This window comes from Pseudomonas sp. xss_4 (genome assembly GCF_043104125.1).
Classification (GTDB): Bacteria; Pseudomonadota; Gammaproteobacteria; order Pseudomonadales; family Pseudomonadaceae; genus Aquipseudomonas; species Aquipseudomonas parafulva_B.
This window is the reverse complement of sequence record NZ_JBICKJ010000068.1, coordinates 83,531-97,072: the sequence shown is the minus strand read 5'-3', so window position 1 is coordinate 97,072 and position 13,542 is coordinate 83,531. Positions and strand designations below refer to the sequence as shown.

General features: G+C 62.4%; 9 protein-coding genes. 2 read left to right on the top strand and 7 right to left on the bottom strand.

What is annotated here, in order from left to right; all coding sequences use genetic code 11:
- Positions 1-107: 107 nt before the first annotated feature.
- From ACF8GB_RS13405 to ACF8GB_RS13395, 3 genes are all read right to left on the bottom strand, one after another.
- On the bottom strand, positions 108-2,519 hold the full coding sequence (locus tag ACF8GB_RS13405; RefSeq protein WP_058639309.1) for a glucose/quinate/shikimate family membrane-bound PQQ-dependent dehydrogenase: 2,412 nt from the start codon (positions 2,517-2,519) through the stop codon (positions 108-110).
- A 27-nt stretch (positions 2,520-2,546) separates the two neighbouring features.
- A complete protein-coding gene (locus ACF8GB_RS13400; RefSeq protein ID WP_058639308.1) occupies positions 2,547-3,881 on the bottom strand; it encodes a carbohydrate porin in 1,335 nt (444 codons plus the stop codon).
- Positions 3,882-4,120: 239 nt separating this feature from the next.
- Positions 4,121-6,160, bottom strand: a complete 2,040-nt coding sequence (locus ACF8GB_RS13395; protein ID WP_078478087.1) for a TonB-dependent receptor — start codon at positions 6,158-6,160, stop codon at positions 4,121-4,123.
- Positions 6,161-6,320: 160 nt separating this feature from the next.
- Between ACF8GB_RS13395 and ACF8GB_RS13390 the strand changes: the two genes are divergently transcribed.
- Both ACF8GB_RS13390 and ACF8GB_RS13385 read left to right on the top strand, forming a co-directional pair.
- Positions 6,321-6,542, top strand: coding sequence for a VF530 family DNA-binding protein (locus ACF8GB_RS13390; protein ID WP_027915371.1), 222 nt, complete (start codon positions 6,321-6,323; stop codon positions 6,540-6,542).
- A gap of 1 nt (position 6,543) precedes the next feature.
- A complete protein-coding gene (locus tag ACF8GB_RS13385) occupies positions 6,544-7,167 on the top strand; it encodes a Pr6Pr family membrane protein (RefSeq protein ID WP_058605196.1) in 624 nt (207 codons plus the stop codon).
- A gap of 98 nt (positions 7,168-7,265) precedes the next feature.
- Here ACF8GB_RS13385 and ACF8GB_RS13380 read toward each other — a convergent pair whose 3' ends face one another.
- The 4 genes from ACF8GB_RS13380 to ACF8GB_RS13365 form a co-directional block, all read right to left on the bottom strand.
- The gene (locus ACF8GB_RS13380) at positions 7,266-8,027 is read right to left on the bottom strand and encodes a siderophore-interacting protein (RefSeq protein ID WP_078478088.1); all 762 of its coding nucleotides are present in this window, start codon (positions 8,025-8,027) and stop codon (positions 7,266-7,268) included.
- Positions 8,020-8,556, bottom strand: a complete 537-nt coding sequence (locus tag ACF8GB_RS13375) for a PadR family transcriptional regulator (protein ID WP_058605194.1) — start codon at positions 8,554-8,556, stop codon at positions 8,020-8,022. The genes ACF8GB_RS13380 and ACF8GB_RS13375 overlap by 8 nt, the downstream gene beginning before the upstream one ends.
- Before the next feature lie 84 nt (positions 8,557-8,640).
- Entirely contained in the window at positions 8,641-11,790 is a 3,150-nt protein-coding gene (locus ACF8GB_RS13370) for a transglycosylase domain-containing protein (RefSeq protein ID WP_392527156.1), read from the bottom strand.
- Between the two features lie 125 nt (positions 11,791-11,915).
- Entirely contained in the window at positions 11,916-13,535 is a 1,620-nt protein-coding gene (locus tag ACF8GB_RS13365) for an FMN-binding glutamate synthase family protein (RefSeq protein WP_392475567.1), read from the bottom strand.
- Positions 13,536-13,542 lie beyond the last annotated feature (7 nt).

Genomic DNA, 13,542 nt, shown 5'->3' with positions numbered 1-13,542 from the left:
CTTAGATGGGGCAAGGCAGGAAGGGTTTCAAGCCGCTGCCGGGCAGTGGCGCGCGCGCATGAAAAAGCGGAGCCCGTCAGGCTCCGCTTTTTGTGACACCGTGCCGGTTACTCGGCGAGTTTGTAGGCGATGATGTAGTCGCCCATCTTGGTGCCCAGCGAGCCGTGACCGCCGGCCACGATCAGCACGTACTGCTTGCCGTCCTTGCCGGTGTAGGTCATTGGAGTGGCCTGGCCGCCTGCTGGCAGGCGGGCTTTCCACAATTCCTTGCCGTTGTTGACGTCATAGGCGCGCAGGTACTGGTCCAGCGTACCGCTCAGGAAGCCTACGCCGCCGGCGGTGACGATCGAGCCGCCCATGCTGGGTACGCCAACCGGCAGGCCGATCGGCACCGGCGTGCTGTCGCGGGTGGTGCCGTTCTTGTGCTTCCAGACCACCTTGTTGGTGAACAGGTCGATGGCCGCTACATAGCCCCAGGCAGGCGCCTGGCACGGCACGCCCAGCGGCGACATGAACGGGTGCATGGTCACGGCATAAGGTGCGCCGGTGTTCGGTTGCACGCCGCTGGTCTCGCTCTCACGCTTGCTACCGTCAGCAACCTGCTCACGGGGGATCATCTTGGAGACGAACGCCATGTAGTTGGGCGATGTGAACAGCAGTTGGCGCACCGGGTCGACCGAGACACTGCCCCAGTTGAACACACCTACGTTGCCTGGGTAGATCAGCGAGCCCTGCTCGGACGGCGGGGTGTACTGGCCTTCGTAGCGCAGTTCGCGGAACTGGATGCGGCACAGCATCTGGTCGAACGGCGTGGCGCCCCACATGGCCTGTTCGGTCAGCTCAGGGCCGAGCAGATTGAGGTCCGAACGGGCCTGAGTTGGCGAGGTGTGATCGCCCTTGACCGCGCCTTGTGGCGTCGGGATTTCACGGATCGGCACGATCGGCGTACCGTCACGACGGTCCAGCACGTACAGGCTGCCCTGCTTGGTCGGCACGATGACCGCTGGCTTGACGCCATCGTCGGTCTTCAGCGATACCAGGGTAGGCTGGCTGCCCACGTCCATGTCCCACAGGTCATGGTGGGTGAACTGGTAGTTCCAGCGTGCCTTGCCGGTCGCCAGGTCCAGTGCGACCACGCCGGCGCTGTATTTCTCGGCGCCTGGCGTACGGTCAGCACCCCATTGGTCCGGCGTCTGGTTGCCCAGTGGCAGGTAGATCATGCCCAGGTCTTCGTCGACGCTGGCAATCGACCACATGTTGGCCGAGTTGCGGCTGTACATCTTGCCCGGTGCCAGTGGTGCGGTGTCGTCGGGGTTGTTGCTGTCCCAGTTCCACACCAGGCGGCCGTCGTGTACGTCGTAGGCGCGGATCACGCCGGACGGCTCGCTGGTCGATTCGTTGTCGGTCACGTGACCGCCAATGATCACCAGATCGCGAGTGATGGCCACAGGCGACGTGGAGTAGTAGCCACCTGGCGTGAATGGCCCAAGGCCGGTGGTCAGGTCGACGCTGCCCTGGTTGGCAAAGCCTTCGCAGACCTTGCCGTTGTCGGCATTGATGGCGATCAGGCGTGCGTCGGCAGTTGGCAGATAAAGACGGCGCGGGCAGGCCTGAGCCACGGCCTTGCCAGCCTCGCTGATAGTAGGCGCAGGGCTACCGTCAAGGCTTACGTAGCGGTTTTCGTCATAGTACGAAACGCCACGGCAAGTCATGTGGGCGAAACCCTTGAAGGTGCCTACCGGGCTTTTGATCTGCGGGTCGTAGCGCCAGATTTCAGCACCGGTATCCGGATCCAAGGCCAGCACGCGGCTGTGCGCGGTGCAGGCATAGAGCATGCCGTTGGCCTTGAGCGGCGTGTTTTCGTTGGTCAGTTCCACCGGGTCGTTGTCACTGGGCAAATCGCCGGTGCGGATACGCCAGGCCTCTTCAAGGCGATGGGCGTTTTGCGCGGTGATCTGGCGCAGCGGTGAGTAACGGTCGCCGTGCTCGGTGCGGCCGTAGGCATGCCACTCGCCGTCGGGCATGGCCGGGGCGGTGCTGGCCATTTCGCTGGTGTCGCGACCCAGTTCGCCATACACCTCACCGGGGTGGGTGAACTGACTGGCGACGGCGCAGGCACCCGAAGCCACCACGGCAACGGTGAGCAGCGCCGTGTTGGCTTTGCTGGCTGGCCCGATCAACGGGCGGCGCGACCAGGGCAGCAACAGCACCACGCCGATGGCGAACCAGAGGGCCAGACGCGGCACCAGTTGCCACCAGTCCAGGCCCACTTCGAGCAGTGCCCAGACCGTACTGCCCAACAATACGACGGCGTAGACACCCAGGCCGATACGGCGCTGGGCCAGCAGCAGGGCGCCAGACACGGCAAAGCCGATGCCGGCGATCAGGTAATACAGCGACCCGCCCACCTGACTCAACTTGATGCCGCCGGCCAGCAGTGCCAGCCCCATCAACAACAGCAGGACGCCGATCAGGCGGGGGAGCCAGCGGCTTCCCGTTTTGGCACCTTCAGTGCTCATCGCATGTTCTCCGTTTGGTATGTGTTTTTAGAAAGTGCTTTGAATCTTCAAGCCGCCGACCAGGGCGTTGTCGACCTGCGACACGCCTCCGGGGTGGCGGATGTATTGCAGGTTAGGTCGCACCGTGAGCCAGTCGGCAAGATGGATGCCGTAATACAGCTCAGCGCTGTATTCGGTGTCCTGTACGGGTAAGAAGCCTGGGTTGTCATAGTCGTAAAGCCCAGCGGCCTTGTTGGCCAGCCGAGCATTCTTGCGATAGGCCGGGTTGACATGCACACGGGCGATTGCAAGGCCGATGTCGTCCTTGGCCCGCCTGTCGAACGGCCCTTTGAATACCAGTCCAGCCTGCACATAGTTGTCGATGGCATTGGTTTTCTTGTCATGCATCGTGGCGTTGGCGAATACGCTCAAACCACGCGAGCCGTCCGATGCCAGCGCAGTCACCTGCTGCTGGGCGCCCAGCCACACGCCGTGCTTGCTTGAGCTGCTGCGGTAGGCGGCACCGCTGATCGCTGCCGCCTGCCCGTCGTTATCCTTGAGTACATCGCTTGCCTTGGCATTACTGTAGTAGTACCCGGCGCGATATTCCCCCTTCATGCCTTTGATGCGCGGGCTCCACACCAGTTCGATTGGCATGACGGCGCCCTGGGTGCCACTGCCGCTGAGTTTGAAGCCGTTGCCCGAATCCAGGTTGGACGGGTTCTGCTCGAATACGCCAACCTGGGCGAAGAGGCTGTCGCTGAGGTTGTAACGCACGCGCAAGGCCCACTGGCTGACGGGCCAGTTGTACCAGATGCCGCCTACCCAGTTGCCCACCTGAGAGCCACAGAAGGCCAGGTTCTGGAAGTCGCAGGGGAAGCTATTGAAGTCTTCGCCTTCGCCAAAGCGGCCAAACTTGACGTCCAGCGCGCCGTCGAAATAGTTCTGCTTGACCCATAGCTGCGTCAGGCGCCAAGTCTGGCCGCGGCCCCATACCTCCTGCGCCGAGGTGAAGCCACCCACGCGGGGGTCATTGATGCGGTCGTTGCTGATGTTCTGGCCGTGGCGCTCGGTGACCGTGAGCTGGAATTCGGCGTCGTGCCAGCCGAAGATCTTTTCCAGGTCCATGTGGCTGCCGAAGGTGAACTGATCACTGTAGCGGGCAGTGCGGTCGTGGTCGTAGCCACCGCGCAGGTTGCTACCCATTTCGCCTGTGTAGCCCAAGGTGAAGTCGTAACCCTGGTCAAGCAAGGCGGTACGGTGCCCGGCCCAGTCACCAAACATCCAGGGAGAGTCACTGGCAAATGGCTCGTTGGCATGGGCTGCGTTGGCCAGGGTCGCCAGGGCGAGGCCGAGGTAGCAGGATTTTGGCAGTTGAAGCATGAGGTAGCGCTATCTTCTGGTTGTTGGAAAAACGGCAAGCGCATCGACAGGCAGCCCTGGCAATGGGTTGACGAAAAAGGGGGTTGGGTGAAGCGATTCAGCTTGCGGCGGGGAGGATATAGGGTAAAGCGCGGGAAAAAAAGACAAAATGTCGCAGTGCATTGTTACCCCTTGAGTAACAGTGCGGCTGAATGGGGCGGATGACGCCCCATGCGTCCCATCATGGCGAGCGGGCTACCTCAGAAGGTGGTGCGCAGGCCGACTTCCACGCTTCGTCCCGGCGCAGGTGCGATATCGCGCAGGATCGAGCTGGCATAACGCACCGTCTGATCCGTCAGGTTCTCGCCACGCACGAATGCCAGCCACTGGCTGTGGCCCACGTCGAAGCGATACCCCACGCTGGCGCCCAGGGTGGTATAGCCATCGGTGCGGGTTTCATTGGCCGGCTTGCGGTGTTGAGCGGCGGCGTGCTCAACGTCCACCCGCGCCTGCCAGCGGTCAAGCTCCCACACCAGCCCGCTGTTCAAGCGCAACGGTGCGATTCGTGGCAGGGGCTCGCCGGAATCGAGGTTCTTGGCACGGGTATAGTCACCCGACAGCTCAAGCGCAAAGCTGCCATAGCGGTTCTGCGCCAACTGCCACCGGTCTTGCGCTTCGATGCCGTAGAAGCGGGCTCGAACACCTTGGTACTGGTATTCGGGAATGCCGTCATGGTCATGATCATGGTCTTCGCCTTCATGCTCATGATCGTGACCTTCGCGCAGGTTGCCGGTGCCGATCAGGCCGATATAGTTGCGAAAATGGCTGTAGAAAACGCCCACGCTGCCTTTGTGCGTGCCGTTGTCAAAGCGCAGTGCCAAGTCCCCCGAGAACGCTTTTTCCTTGCTCAGGCTGGCATCGCCCACTTCATAGGCACCGGTGGCCACATGCGCGCCGTTGGCATAGAGCTCATAAAAGGTGGGCGCCCGCTCGGTGTAGCCCAGGTTGGCGGCGAGCGACCAGATCGAGTCAAGTTGATACACGGCGCCCGACGACAGGCTAAAGGCATTGAAGCTACTGGCGCTGTCGGCTTCTGCAAACTGCGCGTTACCCTTGCCGTCCGGGTCGACGCGGGTGTGTTCCATCCGAGCCCCGAGGCTCAAGTCCAACCGATCAGTGGCGTGCCATTGCTCCAGCAAGAACAGTGCAAAGGTGTCGGTATCGGTATGCGGCACGAACGCTTCTTCGCCCAGGGCTGAGAATTCGTTGCGGCTGACTTGCGCGCCCAGCACGCCTTCGACGGGACCCAGGGGTTGGTGGCGGGCCTCGACACGGGCCTCGTAGCCCTTGTTCTTGAACGTGGTGTGGACTTCGCCTTCTTCGATTTCACGGTGCTGGTAATCGGTATACCCGGCATCGAGCTTCACCGAGCTGAACGGGCCGTCCAGGTCGCGAAACTGCGAGGCGAAAGCATAGTGGTCCTGCTCCATGTCCAGCCGAACGCCGGGCTCGGCCACCGAACCGTAGTTACTGTCATAACGGCTGTAGGACAGGCCAGCATAACCGTGGTCCCAGTGATAGGCACCGCCCAGCGCGCCGCCGTCCTGGCGACCGTCGCTGTTTTCCAGGCGATGCTTGCTGCCTGGGGTGTCGGCATCGCGTACCTGAGCGCTGCGAGCAAAGCCTGGGATGCGCAAGTCATTGTACTGACGGGCATTGGCATCCACGTGCAAAGCGAAGGCGCCGTTGCCGGCCTCCAGCTTGCCGGCACTGCTGCGTGTGGTGTCGGCGCCACCGTAGCGCAACTCGCCGGCTCCCTGGATGCCGTCGATAGGGGTATCAGGAATGCGGTTGTCGAACGTGTTCACCACGCCACCAATGGCATTGCCACCATACAGCAGGGCAGCGGGGCCCCGGACGATCTCGATGCGTTCGACGGTGACGGGGTCAAGGGGCACGGCGTGGTCGTAGGACAACGACGAGGCATCCAGCGCGCCTACGCCATTGCGCAGCAGGCGAATGCGATCCCCGTCCAGGCCTCGGATGATCGGGCGGCTGGCCCCTGGCCCGAACCAAGTGGAGGCCACACCTGGCTGTCGGTTCAGGGTTTCCCCCAGGCTGCTGTGCTGTTGTTGCAGCAGGTCGGTGCCTTCCAGCACCGTGCTGGGGCTGGCCAACTGGGCGCTGCCTAGCGGGTTGGCAGTGATGACTTGGGGCGAAAGTTCAACCCCCTGACTGTAGGAGGTGACCATGCAAAGTGCGAGTGCAAGCGGAGACAGGCGAAGCGGTGAGTGCACCATGAGCTGTAGCGATCCTTGGCAGAGATGTTAATTGTTACAATATAACATCTCTATTTCAGCACAGCCGTGTCCCACGCCGCCAGCCTTATTTGTCCAGCGCAGGGTGCGCGACGATGCCTGCACTGGTGTAAGGTGCGCATCTTTGTACCGGAGCCTTGGCATGAGCACTGCCCAACACAACGCGTTGCACGGCAAGACCCTCGAGCAGATCCTCACCGAGCTGGTCGCCCACTATCAATGGCAGGGGCTGGCCGAGCGCATCGATGTGCGCTGCTTCAAGAGCAACCCGACGGTCAAGTCGAGCCTTACCTTTCTGCGCAAGACCCCATGGGCCCGCGAGAAGGTCGAGCAGCTGTACATCAAGCTGCAGCGCCAGGCCTGACATGCGGCGTCACCCGTGGTTGAGCACCCTGGCCATGCTGGGCTGGCTGGGCCTGAGCGTGCAGGTGTACCTGGTGTTGTGGGGGCGATGGCAGGAGCAGGCGAGCCTGATAGGTGGGCTGATCAACGTGTTCGGCTACTTCACGGTGCTGACCAATACGCTGGTGGCCACTGTCCTGAGCTACGCCGCATTTGGCCGGGAAGGGGCGAGCAAGCGCTTTTTCCTGTCTCCTGTGGTCAGCTCGGCAGTGGCGGCGAGCATCGTGCTGGTGGCGTTGGCGTATAGCCTGTTGTTGCGCCATCTGTGGCAGCCGGAGGGTTGGCAATGGTTGGCAGACGAGCTGTTGCATGACGTCATGCCAGCGCTTTACGTCTTGTATTGGTGGTTCGAGGTGCCCAAGGGGCGGTTACGGCTGCACCACCTTGGGTTATGGGCGTTCTATCCTGCCGTCTATTTCGCCTATGCGTTGTGGCGCGGCAGTGAGATTGGCGTCTACGCCTATCCTTTCATCGACGTCGCCACCTTGGGGTACGGCCAGGTGATGATCAATGCGCTGGGTGTGCTGGCAGGGTTTTGGGCAATCGCCGGGGTGCTGCTCATTCTGGACAGGTGGCGGGCGGGGTGAGCAAGGGCATGCCGTCATTCAAGCTTCTCAGGCTGCCCTGGGGTTTGAGCTTCGCAACGAACATTGCCGAGGCGCCGGACCGGCCGGCCCGGCCCCTTTCAGTCATCGCTCGCTGAACCTTCCGCGCGCCAGTAGGCGGCGGCTTTGAGGGCGTCTTGAGCTACGCCTTTGCTGATCAGCAGCGTCTTGACCTCACGCGTCAGGCTCTTTTCCAGCGCCACCCAGGCGTACAAGGCCCCTTCGGGTAATGGCAAAGCCTCGACCGTGGCCACCAGGTCGTCCCGCCCCCGTACCGACCAGATCACGTCCACCTGCGCCTGGCTCGGCAAGGGCTGACGCTCCTGCTCATCGTGAACCTGGATGACGGCCACCACCCGTCGCCCCGCAGGCAGGGCTTCAAGACGGCGGCCGATGGCGGGCAAGGCGGTTTCATCGCCGATCAGCAGGTAGGCATCGAAAATGTCCGGGACCACCATCGAGGCGCGCGGCCCGGCGATATCCAGGGTTTGCCCCGGTGCCGCTTGCGCCGCCCAGGTCGAAGCAGGGCCATCGCCGTGCAGCACGAAGTCGATGTCCAGTTCGTTGGCCTGCAAGTCGATGCGCCGGGGGGTGTATTCGCGCATGATGGGCCGCTCGCCACCTTCCCGACCCAGTGCCCGGGCATCAATGGCTTGCTGCTGCTCGGCAGTCTCGGCAAACAGCAGCTTGATATGGTCATCCGTGCCTAGGCTGATGAAGCCCTGCAGCTCAGCGCCGCCCAATGTCACGCGCCGCATTCGCGGGGTCAGGTCGGTCACGCGCAGCACGTTCAGGCGGCGCTGGCGAATCTCGTGGTTGACGCGGTGAATGGCTTCACTCATCGACGCTCTCCTGGTCAGGGGCATGGGGGCCGCCAGCAATGGCCTTGGCGGTTACGTTGAGCAGGTCGCGGACTCGCTCGATTTCCTCGGGTGTCCAGCGGCCATGGTGCATGTGCAAGGCGTGGCGCAGATTGCCCACGGCCTCGTGAATCTCAGCAGGGCGGTCGTGACCCCGCAGGGCATGCTTGCTGACTTCGATACGCACGCGTAACCCGTCCAGTGCCACGGCCTGCTCGGTCAAGGCGCTGCGACCCGTGTCGGTAATGGTGTACAGCCGCTTGCTGCCTTGAGGTTGGCCCTGGATGAGTTCGGCCTCCTCCAGAAAGTTGAGCGTGGGATAGATCACGCCTGGGCTTGGCGTATAGCTGCCATCGAAGCGCTTTTCGATTTGCCTGATCAGGTCGTAGCCGTGTCCTGGCTGTTCGCCCAATAATGAGAGCAGCAGTAGTTTCAGATCGCCCGGGGCGAACACCCGAGGGCCGCGTTCGCCGCGGCCGGGTTTGCGTTCGAAGTACTCAGAATCGCGCATGCTGGAAAGTGCCTGTTTAAGATATATCTCAAGATAGTACTCAAGATGTATCTTCGGCAAGCCACAAATGCTGATGATTCTTATCTACCCGTTCGATACATCCTCAGGTGAATCAGCGACGGCGTTTGACCGCTGTGGGGGGATGCATTCGTTAGGGTTGCCAGGCTGCAAGTACGGCATGAGGATCGGCGCCATGCCCTTGAGCACCTGCACCGGTAACGCAGACGTGAACTTGAAGGCCTCCGCCGAGCGCCCAGGCACGAAGGCGGTCAAGGTGCCGAAGTGGTTGTCGCCCAGGAAGAACACGAACGTCGCGGTACGGTTCAGCGACCGTGACCCTATCAGGCGGCCCCCGGCGCCAAAGCTTTCGATGCGGTTGTCGCCCGTTCCGGTCTTGCCGCCCATGACCAGAGGCGTGCCGTCCTTGAGCATGAAGCTGCCGGAGATGCGCCGCGCGGTACCCGCGTCCACCACTTGCGACATGGCGCCCTTGAGGGCTCGCGCCACTTCGACCGGCAGTATCCGCACACCACGGTCCGGGTCGCTGATCAGTTTGGTTTCGTAGGGCGTATCCGCTGCAAAGTGCAGGGTATCGATGCGCAGTGTCGGCAGCCGTACACCGTCGTTCTGGATGATGCCCACCAGTTCGGAAAGCGCGGCAGGCCGGTCACCGGAACTGCCAATAGCAGTCGCCAGCGACGGGACCAGGTGATCGAAGGGATAGCCGACCCGCTTCCAGCGCTGGTGAATGTCGAGAAACGCCTCGATTTCCACCATGGTTCGGATACGGCTGTCCCGTGCGCCCTGGTGACGGCTCTTGAACAGCCAGCTGTAGACCTCCTGGCGCTCGAAGCGGCTGGCGTTGATCATTTCGCTCAAGGTCGATGCCGGATGCTTGAGCAAGTAACCCAGCAGCCACAGGTCCAGCGGGTGGACCTTGGCGATGAAGCCCTGGTCAGGCAGGTTGTAACGCCCCGGGCCGTAGGCATCGTACATCTGTACCAGGCGATCGTCGGTCAGTTTGCTTTGTGCGAGCTTGCTGTCTTTGCTATGGGCCCGTACGAAGGCGTTAAACGTGGCCTGACCGGCCTCGGGGAACAGGTAGCGGTGCACGGCCGCCAGACGTTGGGGTGTCACGCGCATGCTGTCGAGGAAGGTGTCCAGGCGCTGCTGCGAGGTCTTGCGCTGGTACTTGCGCCAGAAACGCATCAGGTAGCTTGTCCCTTCCTTGTCGGCGAACTTTGCCAGGTACTCCTGTCGGCGCGGGTCAGCATCATCCTTGAGCAGCGGCACCGCGTTCAGTGGCTGCTGATAGGTGACGTAGCGCACCACGTCGCGCATCAGGCGGATGAACGGCAGGTTGATCGATTCGCGCAGGGCGTCCTTGAGGGTAGGGTTGCGGCCGTTGTCTTCCTTGCGGAAGTTGTTGAACACGTGCATACCGCCCCCGGTGAAGAACGATTCTCCGGTACTGGCCGAGTACTTGCGCTCAAGGGCGGCATCGAGCATGGCATCCAGGCTCTGGTTTTTGCTGTTTTGCATCAGCCAGCCCAGTGACCAGCGGCTGATGACATCCAGGTCGGCGACCTCGACGTTCTTCAACTCGGCCACAGGCTTGCCGGCGTACTTGTCATGCAGCTCGGCGACGATTTCCAGGTAAGTGGTCAGCACCCGAAGCTTGGCGGTGGACCCCAGTTCCAGCTTGCTGCCTTCGTTGATGTCGAAGGGTTGGTCAGTGCTGTCCGTCTGTACCCGCACGCGTGAGCCATCGGCCGTGCGTTCGAACAGGGTGAAACTGTAGCTGACCTGGTCGGTGGTTTTGGCGGTCAGCAGACGTTCGCCGATCAGGCCGATCTGCGCGGCAAAGGCCGGGTCGGCCAGATGCTTGAGGTACTCGCTGACTTGCAGCTGCAGGTCAGCCTGCAAGGTGCTGGTGGCAGAAAGGTCCAGGCGATCGAGGTCGTACAGCGGGCGGTTGAGCATGGCCGAAAGACGGTTGCGGGCCAGGCTGATGCCCTTGTTGGTGACGATCGGCACGATGGTCGGTTGCGCGACCCAGTCACGGTAGACAGCCTTGCTGGCCAATGCGGCATCGGCCAGCGCCTGAGGGATGATCTGGTTCGCGGCCAGCACCCGGACATGGGCGTCGGTCAGCTCGGCGAGTTCGAGTCGCCCTTTGGAGAGGTAGTGCGAGGGCCGGCGCTGGGCGATCATCAACGACAGCACCTGACGCAGCGCAAGGCCACGGGCCGCCAAGCTCTGTGCGTCCGTGGCGGTGTCATTGAGCGCTTTGTTGACTTGCTCGAAGTCTGCCCCGTACCACACGCGCAGGCCTTCGGCCATACCGTGCACCTCTCCATGACCCGGCACGGCGGACAGCGGCACGCTGTTGAGGTAGTCACGCACGATGCGCTGGCGCGCCTCGGTGGTGTCCGGCCCGCCCTGGTAGGCGCGCACGCTGGCAGAAATCATCTGCCTGATCTTCTCGGCGCCCGACACGGTCAACCCGTCAGGTGAATGGCGATACTTCTCCAGCTGGGTAGCCAGGGTACTGCCACCGGCAGATTGGCCAGGCAGGGCCAGGTAGCGCGCGATCTGGCTGTAGGCCGCCTTGGCGAAACGGGGCCAGTCCACCGCCGGGTTGTTGCGCGGATCACGGGTATCGAGCAGGTCGCGGTTCTCGATGAACAGCAAGCTGTTGACCACCACCGAGGGAATCGAGGCGAAGTCCGGGTACAGGTACTGGGGATACTGATACTGGTACAGCATGTCGCCCCGGCAATCGGTGATCGCCAGGCCTGCCTGGACCTTTTCGATGTAGGGCGCGAACAGCCCATGATCGACGTAGTTGACCAGCGCCGGCGAGAACCGCACTTGTTGGCTGATCAGGTAATCGCGCTTGAGCAGGCGAGGCAGGAACTCGCCGAGCGAGCTGTAGCCCAGGCGCTTGTCGAACGGCCCTTCGCCTGGGTACACGATCGAATCGCTGGGGCCGGGCTGCAGCGAGTAAGTCAAGGTGCTTGCCAGCTTGCTGAACTCGCGCGATTGCAGCTCGGAGGTGCGGAATTCTTCATAGGCCGCGAAGCCGACCGTGCCAGCTGCCACCAGCAGAATCAGGATGATCAGGCGCCACCATAGCCGGCGCTGACGAGGGGACTTGGGTTCTGGCGTCTCGGCAGGCGTTTGTGCGGGGGCTTGCTTGGTGTTTGGTTCCGTTTGCCACAGTGCGCCCATAATCGTCTATCCAACCAGGTATTTTCATCTTGCTTGCCTGGAGCTTAGACGTTGCGCCGGGTATGTGAAAATTTTGTGGAAACTGCGCAATAAAGCGGGTGCGCGGCTTGGCCGCGCTCAAGCATTCAGGCGGCTACCTCGCTGTTGGGCTCGAAGCTGTCCGCCCGGGCCAGATGCCACATACGCGAATAGAATTGCCCATCGACCTCGCCGGTCAGTAGCTCGCCGGGCTTTAGGAACACATGCATTTGCGAGAACAGCTTGATCTCGGTGGCTGAAATGCGGCGTACCAAGTGCTTGGCTTCGAGCTGCGACGGGTGTTCCAGCCCGGCAGCAGCCAGCATTTCGGCCAAGGCACGCAGGGTGTTGCGATGGAAGTTGAGCACCCGTTCGGCTTTGTCCGGCACCACCAGGGCACGCTGGCGCAGCGGATCCTGCGTGGCCACGCCGGTGGGGCACTTGTTGGTGTGGCAACTCTGGGACTGGATGCAGCCGATGGCGAACATGAACCCCCGCGCAGCATTGGCCCAGTCCGCACCGATGGCCAGGACGCTGGCAATGTCGAAGGCGCTGACGATCTTGCCGCTGGCACCGAGCTTGATCTTGTCGCGAAGGTTCAAGCCCACCAAGGTGTTGTGCACGAACAACAGGCCTTCGCGCAGCGGCACACCGATATGGTCGGTGAACTCCACGGGGGCGGCCCCGGTGCCGCCTTCCTTGCCATCGATCACGATGAAGTCGGGCAGGATGCCGGTTTCCAGCATGGCTTTGGCAATGCCCATGAATTCCCACGGGTGACCCAGGCAGAGCTTGAACCCCACCGGTTTGCCGCCCGACAGCTCACGCAGTTGGGCGATGAACTGCATCATTTCGATGGGTGTTGAAAACGCGCTGTGCCGCGACGGCGAGACGCAGTCTTCGCCCAGCAGCACGCCGCGGGTTTCGGCAATTTCCTGGGTAACCTTGTGCTTGGGCAGAATGCCGCCATGCCCAGGCTTTGCGCCCTGGCTCATCTTGACCTCGATCATGCGCACCTGCGGGCTGCGCGCCTGCGCGGCAAATGCCTGCGGATCGAAACGACCGTCCGAGGTACGGCACCCGAAATACCCGCTGCCCAGTTCCCATACCAGGTCGCCGCCGTGCTCGCGATGGTAGGGGCTGATGCTGCCCTCACCGGTGTCGTGGTGAAAGTTGCCCAGCTTCGCGCCTTGGTTCAACGCGCGAATGGCGTTGGCGCTGAGCGAGCCAAAACTCATGGCGGAGATGTTGAAGATCGAGGCTGAGTACGGCTGGCTGCACTGCGGGCCGCCGATGGTGATGCGAAAGCTCGCCGGGTCAGCCAGAGGCGCCGGGCGCATGGAGTGACCGATGAACTCGAAGCCCGACGCGTAGACGTCGATCAGGGTGCCGAACGGCTTGTCCGAGACCTGGTTCTTGGCCCGGGAATAGACCAGCGAGCGCTGGGCACGGGAGAAGGGCAGGGCGTCGCTGTCTGCTTCGAGCAGATACTGGCGGATTTCCGGGCGAATGGTTTCCACCAGGTAGCGAATATTGCCCAGGATCGGGTAGTTGCGACGCACGGCGTGGCGTTTTTGCAACAGGTCGAACAGGCCTATCAGGCTGAGCAAGCCTGTTGTCAGGGTGAACGGCCAAAGCCAGTGGTGATGAATCAATGGCAGGGTGGCCAGGGTAAACACGATGCAGACGGCGAACACCGCATAACGGCTGAGAAGTGACAGGCTCATACAGGGT

Excerpts from the sequence above, each read along its gene's own strand:
- ACF8GB_RS13380 (WP_078478088.1), bottom strand. The coding sequence starts at position 8,027 with ATGAGTGAAGCCATTCACCGCGTCAACCACGAGATTCGCCAGCGCCGC.
- ACF8GB_RS13375 (WP_058605194.1), bottom strand. The coding sequence starts at position 8,556 with ATGCGCGATTCTGAGTACTTCGAACGCAAACCCGGCCGCGGCGAACGC.
- ACF8GB_RS13395 (WP_078478087.1), bottom strand. The coding sequence starts at position 6,160 with ATGGTGCACTCACCGCTTCGCCTGTCTCCGCTTGCACTCGCACTTTGC.
- ACF8GB_RS13405 (WP_058639309.1), bottom strand. The coding sequence starts at position 2,519 with ATGAGCACTGAAGGTGCCAAAACGGGAAGCCGCTGGCTCCCCCGCCTG.
- ACF8GB_RS13385 (WP_058605196.1), top strand. The coding sequence starts at position 6,544 with ATGCGGCGTCACCCGTGGTTGAGCACCCTGGCCATGCTGGGCTGGCTG.
- ACF8GB_RS13365 (WP_392475567.1), bottom strand. The coding sequence starts at position 13,535 with ATGAGCCTGTCACTTCTCAGCCGTTATGCGGTGTTCGCCGTCTGCATC.
- ACF8GB_RS13370 (WP_392527156.1), bottom strand. The coding sequence starts at position 11,790 with ATGGGCGCACTGTGGCAAACGGAACCAAACACCAAGCAAGCCCCCGCA.
- ACF8GB_RS13400 (WP_058639308.1), bottom strand. The coding sequence starts at position 3,881 with ATGCTTCAACTGCCAAAATCCTGCTACCTCGGCCTCGCCCTGGCGACC.
- ACF8GB_RS13390 (WP_027915371.1), top strand. The coding sequence starts at position 6,321 with ATGAGCACTGCCCAACACAACGCGTTGCACGGCAAGACCCTCGAGCAG.